The following is a 25247-nucleotide window of genomic DNA, read 5'->3' as shown; positions in this document are numbered from 1 at the left end:
TAATCGGCCAATCACTAATAAAAGCCTTGAACGGTTAAAAACTGTTCGAGGCTTTTTGTTATCCGAGTAAAAAGATTACTTTTGCTTTTAGAACAAAGAATGAAGACTATGACCAAATATTCTTATTACCTGCTATTGTTCAGCTTATTGCTTTTTAGTGGATGTCAAAGTGTAGAACAACTTTCAATCGACTACATGCTCCCTGCAGAGGTTAGTTTCCCTGAAACCCTGAAACGGGTTGCTATTGTTAACAACATGCCCGAAGTACCGGACAATAAACTTATAGCTAGCGAAGAAGATAAAAAGAAGAGTGAAACAGAGATAGCACGAAAAGTGGACTACTACAATGGTGACGCTACTATTACCACCGAAGCATTGGCAAATGCACTTGCTGCAGAAAATTACTTCAATGAAATTGTAATCTGCGACTCGGCATTGCGCGCCAAGGATATCACCCCCCGCGAAAACACCTTGACTAAGGATGAAGTAAATGAATTAACTCAAAGTCTTGATGTAGATTTCTTAATAGCATTAGAGAATATACAAATGCATTCTATCCGTAGAATAAATTTTATACCTGATATAGGAGCATATTATGGTACCATAGACATGAAGGTTTATCCTACCATAAAGGTTTACTTACCCAATCGCAAAGGTCCTATGGTGGTTGTCAATAGTAATGATAGTATTTTCTGGGATGCAATAGGAGGTACGGAGACTTTTGTGCTTACACATCTTATCAGTGAGAAGGATATGTTAAAAGAGGCTTCAGAGTTTGCAGGAACAGTTCCGGTAAAGCATCTTCTTCCACATTGGGAAACAGCCAACCGGTATATGTTTACTGGGGGATCTGTAAACATGCGTGATGCCGCTGTTTATGTCAAGGAAAAACAATGGAATAAAGCTATTGAGTTATGGAAACAAACCTATCAAACTAAAAAAGGTAAACAGAAAATGCGAGCTGCCTATAATCTGGCTTTAGGTTATGAAATGCAGGACAGTATAGAAATTGCTACTGACTGGGCCTTAAAAGCTCAAGTTGAAGCACGTAAGATAGATGAAATAGACAAACGTGACTCGTCACAATTGGGAGTAGGAGACTTCCCTAATTATATGTTTACTACTTTATATGTAACCGAGTTGAAGATAAGAAAGGAAGGAATATCACGTCTGAATATGCAAATGCAACGATTTAATAATGATTTTTGATCAAATGTGCTGTTTGAAGAAAGATTGATAGTCACTTCCACATTTTTTTCATCATTCATTACTCATTATTCATTATTTTCCCTACCTTTGAACATCCTTAAGAAAGAAAAGTAATTATGAAAGTCGGTCAATCAGTATTATCTATCCTCGAAGTTACCATAAAACAAGCAATCAGCAAGTATACTTGTGGTTGTGAGCAATCTATTGTCACAGATATTCATATCCAAGCCAATCAAAGTACCGGTGAATTTACCATTCTCGATGATGAAGATGAAGAATTAGCAAATACTACCATCGAGGAATGGATGTCTTATGAAGGGGATGATTTTTATGAAAGTCTGGAGCGTGCCCTGAGTAACCTTCTTTGTAACCTGAAAAATAATGGTCTTTTTGATAAATTGACTATCATGAAACCTTTCTCTTTTGTTTTGGTAGACGAAGATAAAGAGACCATTACCGAACTCTTGTTGATGGATGATGACACGTTATTGGTAAACGAGGAGCTCCTGAAGGGTCTGGATGAAGAACTGGACACTTTCCTGAAAGAGTTATTAGAAAAATAGATATCAAATTCAATATATTGTAGTCCTTGTAGTATAAAAATTGCAAGGACTATTTTTGTATATTAATACTCCTAGAAGATATACTTTATTTAGTATCCTATAATAAAAAGAGTCCGAACTTAAGAATCCGGACTCTTTTCATATCTATTTAAAAAATACAAAAATCAGATTTTCTTCAGAGCAGCAATACTTTCCTTTAAAGAATTGATGATACTTTCAGCATCCGCTTGTTTTTTGCGTTCCAACTCAAGGACAGCAGCAGGTGCATTATTTACAAACTTTTCATTACTCAATTTCTTCATGACTCCCTGTAAGAAACTTTCCTTATGTTTCAACTCAGCTTCCATACGGGCTATTTCAGCCTCCACATCAATCATATTACCTAAAGGAACTGCATATTCCGTTGTCCCAACCATAAATGAAGCGGCACCGTCTGATTTATTTTCTACTACATCAATGACCGAAAGATTACACATCTTCATTATAACAGAATTAAAGACAACAACTGGATTTTCACCAACAATCTGCAACTCCAACGTTTCTTTCTGAGCGATGTTCTTCTGTAAACGAATGGAACGAACACTACTGATAATCTCCTTTACTACCTCAAATTGCTGTTCAATGGTCTCATCCATCTTGATAGTAGAAGAAATAGGGCTTACCATCAAGCTCTCACCTTCCTTACGGTCTGAAATATGCTGCCACAACTCTTCCGTAATAAACGGCATGAAAGGATGCAACAGATGTAGTAAATTATCAAAGTAAGCAATAGTCGTTTCATATACCTTCTTACTGATAGGTTGACCATAAACGGGCTTAATCATTTCCAAATACCAGGAAGAGAACTCATCCCAGAACAATTTATAAACAGCCATCAATGCTTCACTCAAACGATACTTGCTGAACAAATCCGCTACTTCAGCAGCTACTGCACTTTGTTTAGTCTCGAACCAACGCATTGCCAGTTCCGCAGACTCGGGCACTACAACCTCCACACTTACTTCCCATCCCTTAATCAAGCGGAATGCATTCCATATCTTATTGCAGAAATTACGTCCTTGTTCACAAAGCGCATCATCAAAAAGAATATCATTACCGGCAGGAGCCGAAAGCATCATTCCCATACGCACACCATCAGCGCCAAATCTTTCAATCAGTTCCAATGGATCAGGAGAGTTTCCGAGTGACTTAGACATTTTGCGTCCCTGTTTGTCACGAACGATACCTGTGAAGTACACATTTTTGAACGGCATTTTACCCTCATACTCATAACCCGCCATAATCATTCGGGCTACCCAGAAAAAGATGATATCCGGTCCTGTTACCAAATCACTGGTAGGATAATAATAGTTGATTTCTTCATTATCCGGGTTATTGATACCATCAAATAGGGAAATAGGCCACAACCAAGAAGAGAACCAAGTATCCAAGCAATCCTCATCCTGACGCAAGTCAGCTTTAGTCAGAGCATTATTACCCGTTTTTTCTTTTGCCAGTTTCAAAGCTTCTTCAATAGAAGTGGCTACTACATAACCACCCTCCGGGAGGAAATAAGCAGGAATACGATGTCCCCACCACAACTGGCGGCTGATACACCAATCCTTAATATTCTCCATCCAGTATTTATAAGTATTCTTATATTTAGCAGGATAGAATTTCAGTTCATCATTCATCACCGGTGGCAACGCCATATCTGCAAAATGTTGCATCTTCAGGAACCACTGCATAGAGAGCTTTGGTTCGATAGCTACATTAGTACGTTCAGAAAAGCCTACTTTATTGGTATAAGCTTCCACTTTCTCCAATAATCCGGCAGCAGCAAGATCTTTCTCAATCTGTTCACGTACATCGAACCGATCCATACCGACATATAAACCGGCTACTTCACTAAGTGTACCGTTATCATTAAAAATGTCAATACTAGGCAAATTATATTTCTCGCCCAACATATAGTCATTCACATCATGGGCAGGAGTTACTTTCAAACAACCTGTACCAAACTCAATATCTACATAATCATCTTCAATAACCGGAATAACACGACCCACCAAAGGTACAATAACTTTCTTACCTTTCAACCAGGTATTTTTCGGGTCATTAGGATTGATACACATGGCAGTATCTCCCATAATAGTCTCGGGACGAGTAGTGGCCACTACTGCATAACGTCCTTCGGGATCATCCTCTACCATATACTTCAGATAATATAGCTTACTGTGTTCTTCCTTATAGATAACCTCCTCATCAGAAAGGGCAGTCAAAGCTTTCGGATCCCAATTTACCATACGGACCCCCCGATAAATCAGCCCTTTATTATACAAATCGACAAATACCTTGAGTACACTTTCGCTACGTTTTTCGTCCATTGTAAAAGCGGTACGATCCCAATCACAGGAAGCACCCAGTTTACGAAGTTGTTTCAAAATGATACCGCCATGTTCATCTGTCCATTCCCAAGCATGTTTCAGAAATTCATCACGGGTAAGATCTGTTTTCTTGATTCCCTGTGCTGCCAGTTTATTTACAACCTTTGCTTCAGTAGCGATAGAAGCATGGTCTGTACCCGGTACCCAACAAGCATTCTTACCTTCCATACGCGCACGGCGAACCAGAATATCTTGAATGGTATTATTAAGCATGTGTCCCATGTGCAACACGCCAGTGACGTTAGGAGGAGGAATAACGATGGTGTAAGGCTCACGACCATCGGGTTTCGAACTAAATAATTTGTGGTCCAACCAATATTGATACCACTTTCCCTCCACGTCAGCGGGGTTGTACTTACTTGCTAATTCCATATTATAAAATCTCTATAATTAATTTATTGCGAATAATGGGCACAAAATTAATGAATTAAAATTTAAATCTTGCTACCCTCAGGTTGTTTCTGCTCATGGAAAGACAATTTCTAACCTTCAGAAAGAGTCACGCCATAAAAAATAACAGGCATAAATACCCAATTTCCTAACATCCAAGAGAAAATTTCACCATATTCAATACAGGTAAAAATCTCTACAAAGAAACATCACATTATTTTTCAATAAGGCCTATAGCAAAAGAAAGTCTCCTCTAACACAACTCAACAATACCAAGTCAACCAAAGTCATGCAAAACACAATTTCTACAATAACATTCTATTTCGTTTTATTCAACCATAAATAATAATTACAATACTTGATGTCGTTGACTCCATCGATTGATTAACAGATTTTTCGCAAAAATAGAGCTATTTTTCTATGTAACGTTTAATTATTGCATATTTTTGTCCATACTAAACAATATCCAGAATGAGATGTAAGCTAAAAATCAGATATGTAATATTAAGTGTACTATTGTTTATTACATGGGGCACACAACTCATTCCGTTTTTTGGAGAATTTTATGCTAAATCTGCATATCCAACCATCTCCTACTGTCTATCTGCATTTTCTAATTTGTTTCCATTTGCCATTGGTGATTTATTCATTTTTCTCAGTATAGCCGGAATTATCCTATATCCTATTTACGCGCGTTGCCATCTGAAGAAGATATGGAAACATATTCTGTTGAACAATTTTGAGTATCTATTGTGGGTATATGTATGGTTTTATCTGGCATGGGGATTGAACTATTCACAACCAAATTTTTACGAACGGACAGGTATTCCCTATACCGCCTATACTCCCGAAAATTTTCGGAAATTTATAGATACATACATTGCCAACCTGAACGCTTCCTATACCGATATAACTTCCATCAACGAACCACTTGTTTGCAAAGAATGTGTTCGAAGCTATAACTATATCAGTGATACACTGGGCATACATCGTCCTCCCCATCAATCACCGCGTGTCAAAACTATGTTCTTCACCCCGTTGATTTCCAAGGTGGGTGTCACCGGTAGTATGGGACCTTTTTTTTGCGAATTCACGCTGAACGGAGACTTGTTACCTTCACAATACCCCGCCACCTACAGTCACGAACTGGCACATCTGTTGGGTATCACCAGCGAAGCAGAAGCCAATTTTTACGCCTATCAGGTCTGTACTCGTTCAGAAGTCCAGAGCATTCGTTTCAGTGGTTATTTCTCTATTCTCTCGCATGTATTAAGTAATGCCCATCAATTGATGAATAAAGAAGAATATACGGAACTTCTGAACCGTATACGTCCTGAAATCATCGAGCTGGCAAGAACTAATCAAAAATATTGGATGGAGAAGTATAGCCCTATTATTGGAGATATTCAGAATTGGATATACGACTTGTATCTGAAAGGAAATAAAATAAAAAGTGGACGAAAGAATTATTCCGAAGTAATAGGATTACTTATTTCCTATGAGAACCGAAAACAATAATTAAAGTAAAGTATTGAATATTGATCACTAAATATAATTATATCATGTCTACAAGAAAAGAACAAATGGAAGCCTTTGGACGCTTCCTTGACATACTCGATGAATTACGCGAGAAATGTCCCTGGGATCGCAAACAGACGAACGAAAGCCTGCGCCCCAATACCATTGAAGAAACCTACGAACTTTGCGACGCCTTGATGCGTAATGACAAAAGTGATATCTGTAAAGAGCTGGGTGATGTGTTACTTCACGTGGCTTTCTATGCCAAGATCGGCTCGGAAACGGGTGATTTCGATATAAAAGATGTATGCGACCTCCTTTGTGAGAAACTTATCTTCCGCCATCCGCATGTATTCGGTGATGTAAAAGCCGAAACAGCCGGACAGGTTTCTGAAAATTGGGAACAACTGAAACTGAAAGAAAAAGGTGGCAACAAAACCGTTTTAAGTGGTGTACCCACCTCCCTACCGTCACTCATCAAGGCTTATCGTATCCAAGACAAAGCACGTAATGTCGGCTTCGATTGGGAAGAGCGCGAACAAGTATGGGATAAGGTAAAAGAAGAGATACAAGAATTTCAAACAGAAGTAGTCCACATGGATAAAGACAAAGCAGAAGCAGAATTTGGTGATGTCATGTTCAGTCTTATCAATGCTGCACGTCTCTATAAAATCAATCCGGATAATGCATTGGAGAGGACCAATCAAAAATTCATCCATCGTTTCAACTATGTAGAAGCACATAGCATCAAAGAAGGTAAAAACTTGCACGACATGACGCTGGAGGAAATGGATAAACTATGGAATGAAGCAAAAATTTTAGAAACCCCAAAATAGATTACCTGTTCACACTAAACAAATAATCTATTTTACTTCAACACATCATCTGTTTCATTATAGATGATGTGTTGTTTTATTTCCTGTCCGACTACCGTTTCGGAGCTCTATCTTTTCCCCCACCACGCTGCATTCCTTTCAGCAAATCCCGATGAAAACGCATCTCAGCCTTTTGAACCAAATAGAGTTTCTTGGCAGAAAGTACTCTCTTGAATTTATCGAAATAAGTCTTTTCTAAACGATCGGAAGCGATACGGGCATCGTATACTCCTTCCATTATTTCCGCATATTGGGCTTCAGTAGTCTTTTCATTTTTTCCCTTGCGGATTAATTCCCAAGCTTTATCATTCAGCTCTTTCTTCTTATCCTGCAACTCAAAATACATCGGGAAAAATTTGACAGCCTCTTCTTTTGTCAATCCCGCTTTCTCCATAATATACGCCTTTTGTTTAGCACGGAATTCCGTAGGAGACAAATGCTGGTCACACCCATCAGCAGCCCACAGCACAGGGGCAAGACTACATACTATAACAAATAAAACAATCAGTTTTTTCATTTCTTCTTAATCAGTTAAGTTGTAAGTACATCATTCTGTTTCAGAGTCTGCCAGATAGACATATAATGAATAATCGTCCATCATGGAATTATCCACAGCGATGTTGATGTATTCCATTTCCATTTCCGTATCATCCGCAGCCATACGATCTCCTGCAGTATCAACCGGAGTATGATTTGAAGAAGCAACGCGGATAATCAGCGCCGCACCTACAAACATAGCAGCCATATAAGCCCACGGCTTCACTCTATCCCACATCGTAGGTACCTTTTCCTTAACAATGACCTTCTCTTTTTCGGGAAGCCGGTCCATAATCTCCGAAGTAAGATTTTCAAAATATCCGTCGGGAACATTAAAAACATTTCCCGTCCCCACTTTCTTCAATATATTATCCTCTTCTTTCATAAGCTCTTCTCCTCTCTGTTTAATTAGACAACTTTTCACATTAAAGGTTTAATCTTCTTCTCCCAAAAACTTCTCTATTTTCTTCACGGCATGATGATAAGAAGCCTTCAAAGCTCCCACAGATGTTCCAAAGATTTCCGACATCTGCTCATACTTCATTTCCTGATAATATTTCAGGTTAAACACCATACGTTGTTTCTCCGGCAAGGTAAGCAAAGCTCTTTGTAAAGTTTTCTGCACCTTGTCTCCCGAAAAATAGGGATCACTCTCTAATTTTTGAAGAACATCAGCTTCAGGATCATCCAATGAAACTGTAGCCGTAGCTCGCTGTTTATTCAAAAATGTAAGGCACTCATTCAAAGCAATACGATAGAGCCAGGTGGAGAGTTTTGCCTCCGCCCGGAAATAATCAATATTCATCCATGCTTTAATAAAAGTATTCTGAAGCAAATCATTGGCATCTTCATGAGAAAATACCAACCGACGAATTTGCCAGTACAGCTGTTCGCTATACTGCGCCACAATCATCTCAAATCCCCGCTTCTGTGTACTTTCATCTTGCAAAAGTGCCAACACTTCACGTTCGTTATAGGAAGGGTTCATACAAATCTATTCACATTTATGTCTTTTTAGACAGACAAAGATACTAAAAGTTTAATTTATACCGATATACAAAGCGTTTCTTTGGCAAGTTGTGTATTTGGGAAAATAGCGGAAGCTTCTTCCAGCAGAATACTTTCGTCCTCATAGCGTGCAGAAAAGTGTCCAATAAGTAACTTTTTCACTCCAGCTTCACGGGCAATCTCTGCTGCCTGTGCAGCCGTTGTATGAAAGGTCTCCTTTGCACGTGGAGTATCTTCATCGGCAAACGTTGCTTCATGAAACAGCAAATCCACTCCTCTTATCTGTTCCACAATGGAAGGCAAAAAAATGGTATCCGAACAATAAGCATAACTGCGAGGAAGTACTGCAGGACGAGTCAAACGCGTATTGGCTATAATCTCTCCTTCGGGAGTTACATAATCGGCCCCATTCTTAATACGATTTAACTCGTATACAGGTACTTGGTAAAAGTCTATCATATCACGCAAGATATGATTAGGACGTTGCTTTTCAGCAAACAGAAAACCACAACAAGGTAGTCTGTGACGCAAAGGAATAGTAGTTACGGTTAATGAACGATCTTCATAAATCACCATCTGTTCTTTAGTTTCGAACTCATGGAAAAGGATTTTATATGTCATTTGATGATTGAAGTAGCTCAACATGGGAGCCATTAATCCTTCCAATCCTTTGGGAGAATAAATATGCAATTCTGCCGTACGTCCCAACAGATTGAGCGTAGAAACCAATCCCAACAGGCCAAAACAATGATCGCCATGTAGATGGGATATAAAAATAGTATTCAACCGTGAAAACTTCAAGCGTGACTTGCGAAACTGCAATTGCGCCCCTTCCCCACAATCAATCATAAACAATTTATCGCGTACATTCACTATTTGTGATGTAGGGAAATGCCGGGTTGTGGGCAACGCCGACCCACAACCCAAAATGTGTAATTCAAATTTTTCCATTAACGAAGACAGAACAATCCTTATCCCGATTTAAAAAAGCGCCTTTATCTCCGAAACCTCAAATATACATTCCATAATTTGGCCGGAAATATCACCCTTATATCGATAAATCAATCTTTTATTATCTTTTATACATGCTTCCAAGAACATTTTTATAGCCGGTTCAGATATATTTAAAGAACCTTTAATATTTTGTTTCATTTGTCCCTCATTGCCTTTCAAAACATTCAGATCAACAGCTTCTTCATCAATCGTATAGTTATAAACCACATTGTCCGATTCTATTGTCAATTTGTCAAGAGTAGTGGCTTCATCCACTTTCATCGGACACGAAACATTCGTTACTTTCACCAACTCTTCCAACTTTTGACGGTCACTTTCTTCCTGACTCATATCCTGGTCCAGGATTTTTTTTAAATCTTCCGTATTCAAATAGCATTCTACCTCTTTTCCCGTAGTTTTCCCTTTATATATAAATTTAATTCCAGATTGGGAAGCAACCACCAATTCCAGCATTTTCTTGATTTCACCTTTTGGATTGTTGAACATAGCAGACACTCCCGACTTCATGGCATCAGGTGTCTTTCCCAGAGCTTCCAAATTGATATAATCTTCATTCATCGACATGGAATACACTACATCTGCACCATCGAAATCAATACTTGTCACTTCACCTGCCACTCCCACACTAATAGGACATTGTTTACCGGCTACTTCTATTGCTAATTTAAGTTTGGATTTTTGACTGCAACTAGTAAGCAACATTAGTGACAAACAAGTTAACAGCATAATTTTACCTGAGATTCTGATGATGTTTTGCATAGTGAATTAAAATTAAGTTATTGATTTATCTTCTTTAAGAGACCTAAGAAAAAATCTTCTTTACGATTTCTTACCTTGCAAAGATAAACATAAAATAAAGAAACATCCCCTATTCCATAAAATTCTACCGGCATAAAAAACAAGAAAGGGCGCTTGTTCTGTACAAGCGCCCCTACCTTATTATCTATATATAAAAGAATTATTTCTTTCCAGCTTCCATCTGTTCTTTCAAAGCAGCCAAAGCGTCGATATCACCCAAAGTAGTAGAAGCAGCTTGATTTTGGATTGAAGAAGCAGCTTCTTCCCTCTTACTACCGGTTGACTTTTTAGAAGCCTTCTTTTCTGCTCTTTCTTCTGCCTTGGCAGCATCTTCGAAGATACGGCTGTGAGAAAGAATGATACGCTTAGCATCCTTGTTAAACTCGATAACTTTGAATTCAAGTTTCTCATCCAACTGAGCTTGTGAACCATCTTCCTTAACGAGGTGTTTCGGAGTAGCGAAACCTTCTACACCATAAGGCAAGGCAACTACAGCACCCTTATCCAGCATTTCGATAATAGTACCTTCGTGTACAGAACCTACTGTAAATACAGTTTCAAATACGTCCCAAGGATTTTCTTCAAGCTGCTTGTGACCAAGACTCAAACGACGGTTTTCTTTGTCAATTTCCAGAACCTGTACGTCGATATCTGCACCAATCTGAGTAAATTCAGAAGGATGTTTAACCTTCTTCGTCCAAGACAGGTCAGAGATATGAATCAAACCGTCTACACCTTCTTCGATTTCTACGAATACGCCGAAGTTAGTGAAGTTACGTACCTTAGCTGTATGTTTAGAGCCAATAGGATACTTTTCTTCAATAGTTTCCCAAGGATCAGCCTTCAGTTGTTTAATACCGAGAGACATCTTACGTTCTTCACGATCCAAAGTCAACACTACAGCTTCAACTTCGTCACCTACCTTCATAAAGTCTTGTGCAGAACGCAAGTGCTGGCTCCAAGACATTTCAGATACGTGGATCAGACCTTCAACACCGGCAGCAATTTCAATGAATGCTCCATAGTCAGCCATAACAACTACTTTGCCCTTTACGTGATCACCTACCTTCAAGTCAGGATCAAGAGCATCCCAAGGATGAGGAGTAAGTTGTTTCAAACCAAGAGCGATACGTTTCTTCTCGTCGTCGAAGTCGAGGATAACAACGTTGAGTTTCTGGTCGAGTTCAACCACTTCTTTCGGATCGCTGACACGGCCCCAAGAAAGGTCAGTAATGTGGATCAAACCATCTACGCCACCCAGGTCGATAAATACACCATAGGAAGTGATATTCTTAACGGTACCTTCGAGAACCTGTCCTTTTTCGAGTTTACCGATGATTTCTTTCTTCTGTTGTTCCAGTTCAGCCTCGATAAGAGCTTTGTGAGAAACAACCACATTCTTGAATTCCTGATTGATCTTAACAACCTTGAATTCCATAGTTTTGCCAACGAATACATCGTAATCGCGGATAGGTTTCACATCAATTTGAGAACCCGGCAAGAAAGCCTCGATGCCGAATACGTCTACAATCATACCACCCTTGGTGCGGCACTTGATGTAACCCTTAATAATTTCTTCGTTTTCCAAAGCAGCGTTCACACGATCCCAAGAACGAGTAGCACGGGCTTTACGGTGAGACAGAACCAGCTGTCCTTTTTTGTCTTCCTGGTTTTCGATGTATACTTCTACAGTATCACCAATCTTCAAATCAGGATTGTAACGGAATTCATTCAAAGGAATGATACCGTCTGATTTGTAACCGATGTTCACAACTACTTCACGCTTGTTCATTGCGATTACGGTTCCGTCAACTACCTCGCGGTCGTTAACCTTGTTCAGCGTGTTGTCATACGCTTTTTCCAAGTCTTCGTGACTTGCTGTTGTTACGGCTTCGCCATTTTCGTAAGCATCCCAATTGAAATCTTCAATGGGAGCAACATTTTTTAAATTTTCCATTAATAAATAAATTGTTTAACTCGTTAATTAAGTGAGACTTTATGTTGACTCATATTAAATCGGGCGCAAAGATAGAAGTATTTTCTTGAATGGCAAAATAATCTATGAAATATCACATTATCACCTTATTTATATATGCCAACGCCGCCCCTATCGCAGTACGGTACTCAGCATAAAGAGGAATATGAAAGCGAACGTGATAAATATCTTCCATTTTTGGAAAGACTTCCCTACACTGGGGCAACTGAGCCAGGTTACCGATTAAAACAAAATCTTTGATAGGGCTGTTCAATGCGGCAAGTACAGCCGCTCCACCGATGGTTTGCAATACCATATAAATAACTCCACATGCAATATCTTCCTGAGAAGCATTACTGTCTGTTTTTCCAAACAAGGAAGCGGTAGCATTAACAGGCAAATCGGGCAAGGCTTTGTTGCAAATATCTCCAATCTGTAAATTCACACGGGTCACATCCCCCCGGGAAGCTAATTCCGCCACCTGATGAATATCATGTGTTTTCAGTAATAACCGCGAAAGTCCTTGTAACGTTCCGCCACCAATTCCCATACCTCCAATATGCTGAATTTCATCGCCGTCAACACGTACAAACGACGTTCCCGTTCCCATACTGACCACTATCAACTGATCTATATCCATTGCATGGCGTGCCCCCAAAGCATTAGCTATAAATTCATCCGTCTTACGAGTAGGAAGCCCGTAGAGCGAACTGTCAATAAAAGCACTACCCACACCGGTCAGCATCACCTGCTCCACATCGGACAGATTAATACCTTTATCATATATATATTTCCCGAATGCTCCGAACAAAGACGTCACCGGGTCGGTAGCCGTAATAAACATAGGAGATTCAATTTGTCCCCCATTGATGCCCACTATTTTTGTAGTACTGCCACCTACATCTATACCGATTACAATTCCCATAGCCAATCATTGTATTTGCGGCAAAGGTACAAAAATAGACTGCTCTAATAGAATTCTATCATAAATAATATACGAATACCCAAAAGAAAGAGTACTTTTACACAATTTATAAAATTAAAAATCATGGCAGAAACGAATAACTTCAACCCAACCAAAGTACCCACCGACTACGCATTATGTCTCAACCGCAAGTGCCCACTGGCATCCAGTTGTTTACGTCAACTAGTAGAACAATGCGTCACAAATACATCTGAGTTCTGGACTATCGTCAGCCCTAAACGCATTGCTTCGCAGCAGGGTGACTGTGCTTATTATCGCAGCTCCGTCAAAGTACAGTTTGCTAAAGGATTCGTCGATATTTTAGGAAATTTACCGAACAAACAGACTAAATACGTCATTGCCCGCCTGATTAATCTATTTAGCAGAAGGACTTACTATCGCATACGCAAAGGCGAACGCCTGCTCTCTCCCGATGAACAGCAGAAAGTATTGGCTATTTTCAAAGAATACGGTGCAAACGGTTCTTTGGAGTTTGATTCATACGTGAAAGACTATTGTTGGTAGTTTGTGCCAATAGGGTGGCACAGTTGTGCCATAGAATTGGCATCATCGTGCCAATTTAATGGCATCGTTGTGCCACTTCATTGGCACAAACCGGTTACCATACTTCACTGATAATGATTAATACCTATCGGTTAAAGAGTTCAAAAGTAAATTTGACGCCCACTTCCTGATACTTCCAATTAGCGAAACTGGCAAATACTCCGAAATCAAAGACGTGTGTACCAATGCCATAACCCACTTCCAAATAAGGATTTAGGTGAGGAACAACCAATGCATTGAGATAAAGACGTTCATTCAATACATATTGAGTGTATTTCTTCAGATGCCGGAGCAGCAGAAACGGTGCTTCGTATGTGACATGTCCGCGAACGTACTTACGTGAAGAGTTATACCAACGTCCGTCGAGCAATTGGAATACCCCGCCGATTTCATCGTTCCAACCTACGGGCAGATTAGAACGGGCAAGGTTGGCAAAATCAACAAAGTAAAGTTCCTTTTGATTGGTAAACGCCCCCCACCCAAAGCGGAAGTAGAGATCGCGCATCAACCCCAAAGGCACATTATGCTGAAAATCGACTTCAATGCGCTCATACTTCCCTGTACTATTAAGGACACCACTGATGCCACGCTCCCAGTCTACCGAGACGGTAGGATACTTGGAATAGAGATTAATCTTACGGTCACCATTCATATAATAGTACTGCCCGGGAGTCCACGTCAGACGTACACGGGGAGCAAAACTGTTATAAGTATGACGGAATTTCTTCAGAATATCAGGGTCGAAACCCGGATAGACAGGAGAAGTTTTTGCAGAAACGATATTCGGCATATCCGGAAAAACAATTACAAACTTGGAACGCTCCACCTCAGTACGCCTATGCATAGAGAGCCCGACATCCAAAGTCAGGCCATTAACTATTTCCCAACTATGACGTATCTGCAAATATAAGTCCTTAAAATAGTCCAGATGAATTTGGTCAAAGTCAAAGATACTGTCCGGTATAGCTTTCAAATCATCCAGCACATCACTGCTATAAATACGGTTACCGTTACCCACACTGACATGCAAGGCAGCACGTTTACGAGGCCAGTAATCGAAATCGGAATTGATGGACCAGTAGAACTCTTTCCGTTTAAAATTATATCCCAATTTAGGAACAATACGGAGCAAACGGTCTCCCGTGAATATACGATTGTATTTGAACTCTTGACGGTAAGAGAAACCATTACTACCACTATAACTCAACAAAAGTGGATTGATGAGCGGAGAGCAACGCACACTTCCCATCTTGGCAAGATCTACCGTATAACGACTGATCAATGCATCGCCAATCTCCCCCCAGAATTCAAGTCGTTTATTCTTCGGCTTCTTTTTATAGAGAAAGGTATCACGCCGCAAAAAAAAGTCTTCGTACAAAGTTTCCTCGTGCGGAGAAAGCGGTATCGGGCGCAATATATTAAAAGAAGTGGTATCACGCCGAAAAGCATTTGTATCGCAACGCAACGTATAAGAGTCGGACAAATCATAACGACTCTTCTTATTTTCCTTTTTCCTAATATTGGAAGGGTCGTGCTGATGAATATCTTTATAATCAAGCACCGCCATATAACTACCCTCTATCACATTTCCAAAGAAACGGAACGTTACATCTATATTATAATGTTTGGGAAGAAATTCGTCGATAGCTCCCACTTCCCCCATGCGTACCAAATTATTAAAACGAAGCATTTCATTGCGCCCTGCAAAACGTATCTCACGTATGCTCCACACATTATCGCTTACCACCATATAACCACCTACCAACTGAAAACTTTTACTTTTCGGCATAAAACGAATGCGATACTGCCGTTTGTGTGTCTCCCCCATAATGGAGTCTACATAATAAGTATAGTATTTTTTCGCATTGGTGGCCAGCGGAGAAAGCAGCTTGTCATATAATAATGTAGAGGAATATATATTAATATGGAAATATTCGGGCAAACGCCCATCCCACTCCCAAAATTCAGAAGAAGTACCGACACTTGCCTTCACCTTCTGGTCGTAAATATTGGGAGCGGTGAAGTGCAAGTCACTGTAGGTTTCCATCATATATTCTCTTACGCCCTTCTGAATACGGAACATAGAAGGAATAAAACGGATAAGATGGTTCTTTTTGCGTATATTCACCCAACCTTTGATATATAGTTCCGCCCGGTAATCATCAATAATACGTTCATAGAAAGGAGCAAAGAAGATTACCTTGTCCATGATGGAGTCTGCAAATGCCCTTTGTGCGACGTATGACTCGGGAACAGACGAAGCTCTTACCTTCTGAAAATCCGAAAGCAAGAAACAGAGCACAATCCATATACATATCAAATGTTTCAACCGCAATTTCTCCTTATAGACAGGGACAAATATAGAAAAAAAGTAATTATCTCCGTATTATTTCAACTTCATTTTATGATAGAGGGAAAGAAGCTTAAAAACACGTTTTTGGAAAAAGATAGGCTTTTTTAAGGGGGTATATTCAAAAAAAACATCAAAAATATAAAGAATACCCCCAAAAAAACAGGGGGTGGTTCAAAAAAAACATGTATTTTTGCGCCCATCAATCAACAAAAGAAAAGACTAATATGTCAAAAATGCGTTTTTTTGCTTTACAAGAGCTTGCCAACAGGCGCCCTCTTGAAGTCACTACCCCTTCAAACAAGTTGTCCGATTACTACGGCAGCCATGTTTTTGACCGTAAGAAAATGCAGGAATATCTGCCTAAAGAAGCTTACAAGGCCGTGATAGATGCTATTGAAAAAGGTACTCCCATCAGCCGGGAAATGGCAGACTTGATAGCTAACGGTATGAAAAGTTGGGCTAAATCCCTGAACGTAACTCACTACACGCACTGGTTTCAACCTTTGACGGATGGAACAGCCGAAAAACATGACGGCTTCATCGAATTCGGAGAAGGTATGGATGTTATCGAACGCTTCTCGGGCAAATTGCTCATCCAGCAAGAACCGGATGCTTCTTCTTTCCCAAACGGAGGTATCCGGAATACATTCGAAGCGCGTGGATATACCGCATGGGATGTTTCTTCCCCTGCCTTTGTTGTTGACTCTACTCTTTGTATTCCTACTATTTTTATTTCTTATACAGGCGAAGCGCTTGATTATAAAACGCCATTGCTGAAAGCTCTCGCTGCCGTAGACAAGGCGGCAACGGATGTGTGCCAGCTTTTCGACAAGAATGTGACCCGTGTCTATACCAATCTAGGTTGGGAACAGGAATATTTTTTAGTAGACTCAGCACTATATAATGCTCGTCCTGACCTTTGTTTGACGGGACGTACTTTAATGGGACACTCTTCTGCAAAAGACCAGCAGTTGGAAGACCATTATTTCGGCTCTATCCCTCCACGTGTCACGGCTTTTATGAAAGAGCTGGAAATAGAATGCCATAAGTTGGGTATTCCTGTTAAGACACGCCATAATGAGGTTGCTCCCAACCAGTTCGAGTTGGCTCCTATTTTTGAAAACGCCAATCTTGCCAATGATCATAACCAGTTGGTGATGGACTTGATGAAACGCATTGCACGCAAACATAACTTTGCGGTATTGTTACACGAAAAACCATATAGCGGAGTCAACGGTTCGGGTAAGCATAATAATTGGTCGCTCTGTACTGATACAGGTGTTAATCTTTTTGCTCCCGGTAGGAATCCAAAAGGCAATATGCTTTTCCTCACTTTCCTGGTGAATGCCTTGATGATGGTTTACAAAAATCAGGATTTATTACGCGCTTCTATCATGAGCGCAGGTAACAGCCACCGTTTAGGCGCCAACGAGGCGCCCCCCGCCATTCTTTCTATTTTCCTAGGCAAACAGTTGTCTTCTATCCTTGATGAGATAGCCCGCCAGGTGAGTAACAGTAAGATGACAGCTGAAGAAAAGACTACACTCAAACTGGGTATAGGCCGTATTCCAGAAATTCTACTGGATACTACAGACCGTAACCGTACTTCTCCGTTTGCTTTCACCGGTAACCGTTTTGAATTCCGTGCGGCCGGTTCATCTTCCAACTGTGCTGCCGCCATGATTGCCATCAATGCAGCAATGGCCAACCAACTTAATGAATTTAAAGCTTCTATCGAAAAACTGATGGAAGAAGGTGTCGGTAAAGATGAAGCTATCTTCCGTATACTCAAAGAGACTATTATTGCTTCGGAACCTATTCGTTTTGAGGGTGACGGCTATTCTGAACAATGGAAACAAGAGGCAGCCAGACGTGGTCTGACTAACATTTGCCATGTTCCGGAAGCCTTGATGCGCTACACCGATAACCAGGCACGTTCTGTCCTCATCGGTGAACATATCTTCAATGAAACGGAATTAGCATGTCGCCTGGAGGTAGAACTCGAAAAATACACTATGAAAGTACAGATTGAAAGCCGTGTGTTGGGAGATCTTGCTATCAACCACATTGTGCCGACCGCTGTCATCTACCAAAACCGTCTGTTGGAGAACTTACGTGGATTACGTGAAACATTCTCGCCCGAAGAATACGAAATTTTGAGTGCTGACCGCATCGAATTGGTACGTGAAATCTCCAAACGGGTAACGGCAATCAAGACACTGGTGCGTAATATGACCGAAGCCCGAAAAGTTGCTAATCACATGGACAACTACAAGGATAGGGCTTTTGCCTATGAAGAAACAGTACGTCCGTATCTGGAAAGTATCCGTGAACACATTGACAATCTTGAAATGGAGATTGATGATGAGATATGGCCGCTTCCGAAATACAGGGAATTACTGTTTACAAAATGATAATTTAGGGATGTAATATCCCTGCAAGATATTCTTTCGGATGATAGTATTTTTTAGGTACGGAGATTGTAAATAATATACTTCCCCCCCCCCAAAAAAATACTATCATTCGTTTGATCTGCTTAATCCATTTCTAAAGAATTAAAACCACACATAAATTTTCTTTTATTTCCTCCCCTTTTCCCCTCCCTCTTGCATCTTTTTACCACAATTGTGTTATTTTTAATTTTTTCTTTATACATTTGTGCTGTACAACACAGTTTTGTAGCAGTTATGGTAAAAATGAATTTATCAGATATAAATGTTCCGGAGTTAATACCTGATATATGGTTACCCCTGAATAATGAGCAACGAGAGTTTCTCGCCAATCATTTCACGCTCCAGAATTATAAGAAAAACGAGATCATCCATTGTGAAGGTGAAACACCTACTTATCTGATGTGCCTGTTAAGTGGAAAAGTCAAGATATTTAAAGATGGTGTGGGTGGAAGAAGCCAAATTATCCGTATGATTAAACCTGCCGAATACTTTGGATATCGTCCTTATTTTGCAAAAGCTGATTATGTTACTGCAGCTTGCGCTTTCGAACCTTCACTGGTATGTTTGATACCGATGACGGCAATTATGACGTTGTTATCACAAAACAATGATTTGGCTATGTTTTTTATCAAACAACTATCCGTCGATTTAGGAATAGCTGATGAACGTACTGTCAACCTCACGCAGAAACATATCCGTGGACGACTGGCTGAGTCGTTGCTTTTCCTTAAAGAGAGTTATGGTTTGGAGGAAGATGGTTCTACGTTAAGTATCTATCTTTCACGTGAAGACCTTGCCAATCTATCCAATATGACAACTTCCAATGCCATCCGTACTCTGTCACAATTTGCAACAGAACGATTAATCACTATCGATGGAAGAAAAATCAAGATTATCGATGAAGAAAAACTGAAGAAGATAAGTAAGATAGGATGAAATAATTAAAAATAAAGAAGAAAGGCCGCGCAATAGTTGAAAATTAACTATTGCGCGGCTTTTCTTCTTTTATTCCTTCTTCTCTAACCGAGCAAATATCTTTCCGCTTCTATTGCAGCCATACATCCCGTTGCCGCTGCGGTAATAGCTTGACGGTAATGAGGGTCGGCAACATCTCCTGCGGCAAACACACCTGGTATATTTGTACGAGGAGTACCTGGTTCGGTAATGATATATCCCACTTCATCCGTATGGATATAAGGCTTAAAGATATCCGAATTAGGCTTATGGCCGATGGCCAGGAAGAAACCGTCAACAGGTAAATCATAACGTTCTTCATCAGATTCTCCCATACGCTTTACCAAATGTATACCTTCCACACCATTCTCTCCATACAAACCTACAGCATTGTGTTCAAACAGAACAACGATTTTCTCATTGTTCATTACACGCTCCTGCATAATTTTAGAAGCGCGCAAAAATGGCTTACGAACAATCAGGTAAACCTTACTTGCCAATCCGGCCAGGTAAGTTGCTTCTTCACAAGCTGTATCTCCACCACCTACTACTGCTACTATTTTTTTACGATAGAAGAAACCGTCACAAGTGGCACAAGCGCTCACACCCATACCGGCATATTTCTTTTCATCTTCCAATCCCAAATATTTTGCAGTAGCACCTGTAGCGATGATAACAGTTTCCGCTTCAATATTTTTTTCTTCATCAATAGTCACTATATAAGGCTTTTTGCTCAAATCTGAGGCCGTTGCTACTCCATAACGTAAGTCTGCACCGAAACGCTCAGCCTGCTTACGCAAGTCTTCCATCATTTGCGTACCACTGATTGCTTCTGGATAACCAGGAAAGTTTTCAATGTCCGTAGTTGTAGTCAATTGTCCTCCCGGCTGCATACCTTCATATAGCACTGGAGAGAGGTTAGCGCGCGCTGCATAGATAGCAGCAGTATAACCGGCAGGACCGGAACCGATAATCAAGCATTTAACTTTTTCTGTTTCCATATTTATTTAATTTATAGTTATCTTTTAAGTCATCTTAGATCAATCACCTCTATTGTGGGATATGCCTTCTTATCAAACACAAATAGGTTGTCAGGATAAGTCTGCCCAGTCTGATATGCATTGATGAACACTACTACCGCATCCTTGTTTCCTCGCTGAACCATGCTGATTTTCAATGGGTGCAACGTATTCTTCTCTACATATAGTATAAGGCATTGAATCTCCTGATTGCGTTTTGTAGCTGTCATCACTATCTTATAAATCTTATCATCTTGCGAACCTCCGACTTTTCCAAGCTTCAGGTGATAATCCTTATTATATAAAGAAAGCCATGCGTATGGATTGATACTTTGCAATTCTTCAGGAGTCGGTTCCGACACATTGACTTCGTCACTGGAAGAAAGATAACTCCACTGAGTATGCCCGTCGAACCATGTAGTCACCCCTTCCGTCTCCAAAAGGAATTTATCGCCTTTCAAACGAATCGCACCTTTATAATCTCCTTCCGGGCTACGAACAGAAAAAACAATCTTTACTCCCCCTGCCTCACGGAACGTATCCGCCACACGGTCGAGCAAAGCCATTGCTTCGGACTGCTGCGCCAACGTCGGTAAAGCGAGACAGAATACCCACACAACAAATAAAAGACGACAGATTTTCATATAAATTCAAACATTGATTGATTATAAATTGTTCAGCCGCATTTCCAAATCATTCTCATCTACACAGAATACCTCACGCGCCTTGCTACCCTGTGCAGGACCTACAATTCCTGCTTTCTCCAACTGATCCATAATACGTCCCGCACGATTATATCCAATGGCAAACTTACGCTGTATAAGCGAAGTAGAACCTTGTTGATGAATTACAATCAACCGGGCCGCATCTTCAAACAATGGATCAAGCTTTCCCATATCGACATCACCCAAATCGTTACCAGCATTCTCGTCTACATATTCAGGCAAATAGAAAGCAGTAGGATACCCTTGTTGGCGGGCGATATATTTCGTAATCTCAGCTACTTCGGGAGTATCGATGAACGCACACTGCACACGAACAGGGTCTGCACCTTGCAAGAACAACATATCTCCCCGACCAATCAATTGGTTGGCTCCCGGACGATCAAGAATGGTACGTGAGTCTACCATAGCCGACACGCGGAAAGCAATACGCGCCGGGAAGTTTGCTTTAATCGTACCTGTAATAATATTCGTTGTCGGACGTTGCGTAGCGATAATCATGTGAATACCCACCGCACGTGCCAACTGCGCAATACGTGCAATCGGTAGTTCCACATCCTTACCGGCCGTCATAATCAGATCACCGAATTCATCGATCACAACTACGATATACGGCATAAACCGGTGACCCTTCTCCGGATTCAACTGACGGTTTATAAATTTCTCATTATACTCCTTGATATTACGCACATGTGCCGCTTTCAACAAATCGTAACGAGCATCCATTTCTACACAGATAGAGTTCAGAGTTTGTACAACCTTAGTAACATCTGTAATAATGGCATCTTCACCGTCAGGCAATTTGGCAAGGAAATGATGTTCTATAACCGAATAAATACTGAATTCTACCTTCTTCGGGTCTACTAACACAAATTTTAGTTCTGCCGGATGCTTTTTATATAATAAAGAAGTGATTATGGTATTCAAACCGACAGACTTACCTTGTCCTGTGGCACCAGCAACAAGCACATGCGGCATCTTGCATAAGTCCACCATAAATACCTCGTTAGTAATAGTCTTACCCAACGCAATAGGTAAATCGTAGGTAGATTCTTGAAATTTCTTGCTACCGATGATACTTTGTCCCGACACAATCTTAGGATTGGAATTAGGAACTTCAATGCCAATCGTACCCTTTCCCGGTATCGGAGCTATAATACGTATACCCAATGCAGAAAGACTAAGAGCAATATCATCTTCCAAACCACGGATTTTAGAGATACGTACCCCTTGTTCCGGCGTTATTTCATAAAGTGTGACAGTAGGACCGACTGTCGCTTTAATAGTGCTAATTTCAATACCAAAACTACGTAGAGTATTGATAATCTTATCTTTATTGGCATTTTGTTCGGCCATATCAATCGTTGGTTCGGCATTATCATAGTGTTTCATCAAGTCAATAGTAGGGAAATGATAATTCTCCAAATCCAAGCGCGGATTATACGGTTCCTTTTCAGGACCTTGATATTCTTCCTCCTCAGTGGTTTCTACCTCAAAGGTAGGTTCTTTCATTTCCGAATGTGATTGTACGGAAGATACTAACTCTGGAGATGATGTTTCAATCGTCATAAAAACATCATCATCCGGCTTAACAGCCCCCACTTTGTCATTCGGCAAGTCACTCAAATCAAGCGTTATTTCATTTGAAACCTCTGTTTCCTCCTCTTCTTCAATATCATTCTTTTCATTTTTAACTTCCGGAATTTCCACGATAGTCGACTCTTTCTTCCCTTTCGCAATCCAAGACTCCGTAAATTCTTCCGGAGTTTCCCCTTCTTCAATTTCTTTTTTCTCCTTCTTCAAAAAGTTAAACGTAAACAGTTTACGTAACCAGATAATGGTACGTGTACTCAGATAAATCAGGAAAAAGATAGCCGTAATAAGTAATATCATCCACACACCGGGTACACCTACTTGAGATACCAACCAATTGCTGACGTTATATCCATGCATACCACCCAGATAGAGAAAGGAATCTTTATATTGATCAACAAATACAAAGCCAAAGAATATCGAGAACCATACCAATAATAATGAACATCCAATGAACCATTTCCATAACCGTACCACACGTACCCGCATCAACTTCAAGCCTGCTACGGCCAAAAATATCAAGATAAAAAAGGAAGAAACTCCAAAGCAATCATTTATCAGATAGCTTGCCAACTGCGCACCACGCGAACCGGCATAATTTTTCACACCATTATTCGTTGAAATCAATTCCTGCGCATTGCCGGAGTCTATAATACTCTGATCTGCCGCTCCTGTAAAAAAGAACGACGAAAAAGCCAATAACAAATAAACTGAAAAAATAACCAATACCAAACCGATTATAAAATGAACTGTTTCGTTCTTAAAAACAGCAATTATCTTTCCGAAGAAAGACAACGACCGCTCCGTATCTTTAATTGTATTTTTCTTTACCATAAATCCTATGCTATTAATATCTGTATAATGTCGCAAAAGTAACAAAAAAAAGCGTATGCAGTAATGCTTTCAAACCTTTTTCGTACCTTTGCTTTGCGAAAATAGGTTGCACTTCAGCAAAATGCAAATAAATTTGCTTCTGCACTCGGTTTGCACTATCTTTGCGTTTTAAATCAAGAAGATATGAAAAAAGAAAGCCAAGTGATATTCGACCGTAACGTGATAGAGTTCGTAACCGTAGCTGCCGAGTTCTGCAAGTTTCTGGAACAAGCAGAAATGATGAAACGTCCTGTATTCGTCGATACATCTTTAAAAATACTCCCACTACTTTATCTCAAGGCATCCATGCTGCCTAAATGTGAAATCATCGGTGACGAAGCTCCCGAAAACTATGTTACTGAAGAAACCTACGAGATACTTCGCATAAATCTTGCCAGTCTTTTGGCCGATAAAGACGATTATCTGGATGTTTTCGTATCGGATATGAAATATAGCGATCAGCCTATTAAGAAAAATATATCAGAAGACCTGGCAGATATCTACCAGGATATTAAAGATTTTATTTTTGTATTCCAGTTGGGATTGAACGAAACGATGAATGACTCTCTCGCTACTTGTCAAGAAAATTTCGCCTTATATTGGGGACAGAAACTAGTGAACACACTGCGAGCCCTACATGATGTGAGATACAACCAAACAGATGATGAAGAAGAACAGGAGGAAGAAGAAACTGAAGAGTTCGGGAATTCAGAAAATGAATGCTGTCATGATGATGATTGCCACTGTCACGAACACGATTATCACCATCATCACTAAACATTAAATTATGGTTATCAAAAGAAGTATAAATAAAGAAGAACTGAAGGATATGCCCAAAGCTATCTTCCCGGGTCAGATACATGTCGTACAAACCCCGCTGGAAGCAGAAAAAGCTGTGGCTTACCTGAAGACTTGTCCTCTACTGGGAATTGACAGTGAGACACGTCCATCCTTCACCAAAGGACAATCTCACAAGGTTGCTTTGTTGCAGATCTCATCGGAAGAACATTGTTTCCTCTTCCGCTTGAACCTAACAGGATTAACTCTACCTGTCATTATGTTGCTTGAAAACCCCAATGTAATTAAAGTAGGGTTATCTTTACGAGATGACTTCATGATGTTACACAAACGAGCTCCTTTTGAACAACATTCCTGCATAGAGTTACAAGAATACGTCCGCACTTTCGGTATACAAGATAAAAGCTTACAAAAGATATATGCCATTCTTTTTGCGGAAAAAATATCCAAGAGCCAACGTCTCTCCAATTGGGAAGCGGAAGTGCTGACGCAACCCCAGCAACAATATGCTGCAACTGATGCCTGGGCTTGTATCAATATATACAACCGCTTACAGGAGTTGAAACGTACCGGAGATTTTGAATTGGCTCCGGAAGTTGAAAAAGAAGAAGTGATAACAACAGAAAAAGGATAAACAATAC

The 25247-nt window shown here is 40.1% G+C and carries 21 protein-coding genes; 9 read left to right on the top strand and 12 right to left on the bottom strand.

Annotation, left to right across the window (positions count from 1 at the left end):
* Positions 1 to 108 precede the first annotated feature (108 nt).
* Positions 109 to 1209, top strand: coding sequence for a DUF6340 family protein (locus C1A09_RS08035; RefSeq protein ID WP_101543436.1), 1101 nt, complete (start codon positions 109 to 111; stop codon positions 1207 to 1209).
* Between the two features lie 116 nt (positions 1210 to 1325).
* Entirely contained in the window at positions 1326 to 1772 is a 447-nt protein-coding gene (locus tag C1A09_RS08030; protein ID WP_101543060.1) for a hypothetical protein, read from the top strand.
* Positions 1773 to 1936: 164 nt separating this feature from the next.
* Here C1A09_RS08030 and C1A09_RS08025 read toward each other — a convergent pair whose 3' ends face one another.
* Positions 1937 to 4570, bottom strand: a complete 2634-nt coding sequence (locus tag C1A09_RS08025) for a valine--tRNA ligase (protein ID WP_101543059.1) — start codon at positions 4568 to 4570, stop codon at positions 1937 to 1939.
* Positions 4571 to 5059: 489 nt separating this feature from the next.
* Between C1A09_RS08025 and C1A09_RS08020 the strand changes: the two genes are divergently transcribed.
* Both C1A09_RS08020 and mazG read left to right on the top strand, forming a co-directional pair.
* Entirely contained in the window at positions 5060 to 6106 is a 1047-nt protein-coding gene (locus tag C1A09_RS08020) for a DUF3810 domain-containing protein (protein WP_101543058.1), read from the top strand.
* A gap of 41 nt (positions 6107 to 6147) precedes the next feature.
* Positions 6148 to 6942 (top strand): nucleoside triphosphate pyrophosphohydrolase, encoded by a 795-nt coding sequence (gene mazG / locus C1A09_RS08015; RefSeq protein WP_101543433.1) that lies wholly within the window; start codon positions 6148 to 6150, stop codon positions 6940 to 6942.
* A 91-nt stretch (positions 6943 to 7033) separates the two neighbouring features.
* On the opposite strand, the gene C1A09_RS08010 is transcribed toward mazG, so the two are convergent.
* From C1A09_RS08010 to coaW, 7 genes are all read right to left on the bottom strand, one after another.
* Entirely contained in the window at positions 7034 to 7498 is a 465-nt protein-coding gene (locus C1A09_RS08010) for a hypothetical protein (RefSeq protein WP_101543057.1), read from the bottom strand.
* A gap of 30 nt (positions 7499 to 7528) precedes the next feature.
* Positions 7529 to 7903, bottom strand: coding sequence for a hypothetical protein (locus C1A09_RS08005; RefSeq protein ID WP_101543056.1), 375 nt, complete (start codon positions 7901 to 7903; stop codon positions 7529 to 7531).
* A 48-nt stretch (positions 7904 to 7951) separates the two neighbouring features.
* The gene (locus C1A09_RS08000) at positions 7952 to 8506 is read right to left on the bottom strand and encodes an RNA polymerase sigma factor (RefSeq protein ID WP_101543055.1); all 555 of its coding nucleotides are present in this window, start codon (positions 8504 to 8506) and stop codon (positions 7952 to 7954) included.
* Positions 8507 to 8562: 56 nt separating this feature from the next.
* Positions 8563 to 9477 (bottom strand): ribonuclease Z, encoded by a 915-nt coding sequence (locus C1A09_RS07995; protein WP_101543054.1) that lies wholly within the window; start codon positions 9475 to 9477, stop codon positions 8563 to 8565.
* 30 nt (positions 9478 to 9507) lie between these two features.
* Entirely contained in the window at positions 9508 to 10266 is a 759-nt protein-coding gene (locus C1A09_RS07990; RefSeq protein ID WP_233519880.1) for a DUF8479 domain-containing protein, read from the bottom strand.
* 232 nt (positions 10267 to 10498) lie between these two features.
* Positions 10499 to 12295, bottom strand: coding sequence for a 30S ribosomal protein S1 (rpsA, locus tag C1A09_RS07985; protein WP_101543052.1), 1797 nt, complete (start codon positions 12293 to 12295; stop codon positions 10499 to 10501).
* 112 nt (positions 12296 to 12407) lie between these two features.
* A complete protein-coding gene (gene coaW / locus C1A09_RS07980; RefSeq protein ID WP_101543051.1) occupies positions 12408 to 13238 on the bottom strand; it encodes a type II pantothenate kinase in 831 nt (276 codons plus the stop codon).
* 123 nt (positions 13239 to 13361) lie between these two features.
* Between coaW and C1A09_RS07975 the strand changes: the two genes are divergently transcribed.
* On the top strand, positions 13362 to 13802 hold the full coding sequence (locus tag C1A09_RS07975) for a DUF6078 family protein (protein WP_101543050.1): 441 nt from the start codon (positions 13362 to 13364) through the stop codon (positions 13800 to 13802).
* A 124-nt stretch (positions 13803 to 13926) separates the two neighbouring features.
* Here C1A09_RS07975 and C1A09_RS07970 read toward each other — a convergent pair whose 3' ends face one another.
* A complete protein-coding gene (locus tag C1A09_RS07970) occupies positions 13927 to 16170 on the bottom strand; it encodes a DUF5686 family protein (RefSeq protein WP_219618397.1) in 2244 nt (747 codons plus the stop codon).
* Positions 16171 to 16418: 248 nt separating this feature from the next.
* Between C1A09_RS07970 and C1A09_RS07965 the strand changes: the two genes are divergently transcribed.
* Both C1A09_RS07965 and C1A09_RS07960 read left to right on the top strand, forming a co-directional pair.
* Entirely contained in the window at positions 16419 to 18608 is a 2190-nt protein-coding gene (locus C1A09_RS07965; protein WP_101543049.1) for a glutamine synthetase III family protein, read from the top strand.
* 273 nt (positions 18609 to 18881) lie between these two features.
* Positions 18882 to 19583 (top strand): Crp/Fnr family transcriptional regulator, encoded by a 702-nt coding sequence (locus C1A09_RS07960; RefSeq protein ID WP_101543048.1) that lies wholly within the window; start codon positions 18882 to 18884, stop codon positions 19581 to 19583.
* 83 nt (positions 19584 to 19666) lie between these two features.
* On the opposite strand, the gene trxB is transcribed toward C1A09_RS07960, so the two are convergent.
* From trxB to C1A09_RS07945, 3 genes are read right to left on the bottom strand one after another with little or no spacing between them, the layout of a single operon-like run.
* Positions 19667 to 20602 carry a thioredoxin-disulfide reductase gene (trxB, locus tag C1A09_RS07955; RefSeq protein ID WP_101543047.1) on the bottom strand — a complete coding sequence of 312 codons (936 nt, stop codon included), beginning with the start codon at positions 20600 to 20602 and terminating at the stop codon, positions 19667 to 19669.
* 29 nt (positions 20603 to 20631) lie between these two features.
* Positions 20632 to 21264, bottom strand: coding sequence for an outer membrane lipoprotein periplasmic chaperone LolA1 (gene lolA1 / locus C1A09_RS07950; RefSeq protein ID WP_101543046.1), 633 nt, complete (start codon positions 21262 to 21264; stop codon positions 20632 to 20634).
* A gap of 21 nt (positions 21265 to 21285) precedes the next feature.
* Positions 21286 to 23769, bottom strand: a complete 2484-nt coding sequence (locus tag C1A09_RS07945; protein ID WP_101543045.1) for a DNA translocase FtsK — start codon at positions 23767 to 23769, stop codon at positions 21286 to 21288.
* A gap of 183 nt (positions 23770 to 23952) precedes the next feature.
* Here C1A09_RS07945 and C1A09_RS07940 point away from each other — a divergent pair, with 183 nt between their 5' ends.
* Together C1A09_RS07940 and C1A09_RS07935 are read left to right on the top strand one after the other, a co-directional pair.
* A complete protein-coding gene (locus tag C1A09_RS07940) occupies positions 23953 to 24585 on the top strand; it encodes a DUF5063 domain-containing protein (protein ID WP_101543044.1) in 633 nt (210 codons plus the stop codon).
* A 10-nt stretch (positions 24586 to 24595) separates the two neighbouring features.
* Complete coding sequence (locus C1A09_RS07935) at positions 24596 to 25240, top strand: 3'-5' exonuclease (protein ID WP_101543043.1); 645 nt, start codon at positions 24596 to 24598, stop codon at positions 25238 to 25240.
* The last annotated feature ends 7 nt before the right edge of the window (positions 25241 to 25247 follow it).

The organism is Bacteroides cutis (genome assembly GCF_900241005.1).
In the GTDB taxonomy this organism is placed as follows: Bacteria; Bacteroidota; Bacteroidia; order Bacteroidales; family Bacteroidaceae; genus Bacteroides; species Bacteroides cutis.
This window is presented reverse-complemented; position numbering and strand designations above follow the sequence as displayed.

Excerpts from the sequence above, each read along its gene's own strand:
- C1A09_RS08000 (WP_101543055.1), bottom strand. The coding sequence starts at position 8,506 with ATGAACCCTTCCTATAACGAACGTGAAGTGTTGGCACTTTTGCAAGAT.
- C1A09_RS08005 (WP_101543056.1), bottom strand. The coding sequence starts at position 7,903 with ATGAAAGAAGAGGATAATATATTGAAGAAAGTGGGGACGGGAAATGTT.
- C1A09_RS07935 (WP_101543043.1), top strand. The coding sequence starts at position 24,596 with ATGGTTATCAAAAGAAGTATAAATAAAGAAGAACTGAAGGATATGCCC.
- C1A09_RS07960 (WP_101543048.1), top strand. The coding sequence starts at position 18,882 with ATGGTAAAAATGAATTTATCAGATATAAATGTTCCGGAGTTAATACCT.
- C1A09_RS07990 (WP_233519880.1), bottom strand. The coding sequence starts at position 10,266 with ATGCTGTTAACTTGTTTGTCACTAATGTTGCTTACTAGTTGCAGTCAA.
- rpsA (WP_101543052.1), bottom strand. The coding sequence starts at position 12,295 with ATGGAAAATTTAAAAAATGTTGCTCCCATTGAAGATTTCAATTGGGAT.
- C1A09_RS07965 (WP_101543049.1), top strand. The coding sequence starts at position 16,419 with ATGTCAAAAATGCGTTTTTTTGCTTTACAAGAGCTTGCCAACAGGCGC.
- C1A09_RS08020 (WP_101543058.1), top strand. The coding sequence starts at position 5,060 with ATGAGATGTAAGCTAAAAATCAGATATGTAATATTAAGTGTACTATTG.
- C1A09_RS08035 (WP_101543436.1), top strand. The coding sequence starts at position 109 with ATGACCAAATATTCTTATTACCTGCTATTGTTCAGCTTATTGCTTTTT.
- C1A09_RS07975 (WP_101543050.1), top strand. The coding sequence starts at position 13,362 with ATGGCAGAAACGAATAACTTCAACCCAACCAAAGTACCCACCGACTAC.
- lolA1 (WP_101543046.1), bottom strand. The coding sequence starts at position 21,264 with ATGAAAATCTGTCGTCTTTTATTTGTTGTGTGGGTATTCTGTCTCGCT.
- coaW (WP_101543051.1), bottom strand. The coding sequence starts at position 13,238 with ATGGGAATTGTAATCGGTATAGATGTAGGTGGCAGTACTACAAAAATA.
- trxB (WP_101543047.1), bottom strand. The coding sequence starts at position 20,602 with ATGGAAACAGAAAAAGTTAAATGCTTGATTATCGGTTCCGGTCCTGCC.
- C1A09_RS08010 (WP_101543057.1), bottom strand. The coding sequence starts at position 7,498 with ATGAAAAAACTGATTGTTTTATTTGTTATAGTATGTAGTCTTGCCCCT.
- C1A09_RS08030 (WP_101543060.1), top strand. The coding sequence starts at position 1,326 with ATGAAAGTCGGTCAATCAGTATTATCTATCCTCGAAGTTACCATAAAA.
- C1A09_RS07945 (WP_101543045.1), bottom strand. The coding sequence starts at position 23,769 with ATGGTAAAGAAAAATACAATTAAAGATACGGAGCGGTCGTTGTCTTTC.
- C1A09_RS07940 (WP_101543044.1), top strand. The coding sequence starts at position 23,953 with ATGAAAAAAGAAAGCCAAGTGATATTCGACCGTAACGTGATAGAGTTC.
- C1A09_RS08025 (WP_101543059.1), bottom strand. The coding sequence starts at position 4,570 with ATGGAATTAGCAAGTAAGTACAACCCCGCTGACGTGGAGGGAAAGTGG.
- C1A09_RS07995 (WP_101543054.1), bottom strand. The coding sequence starts at position 9,477 with ATGGAAAAATTTGAATTACACATTTTGGGTTGTGGGTCGGCGTTGCCC.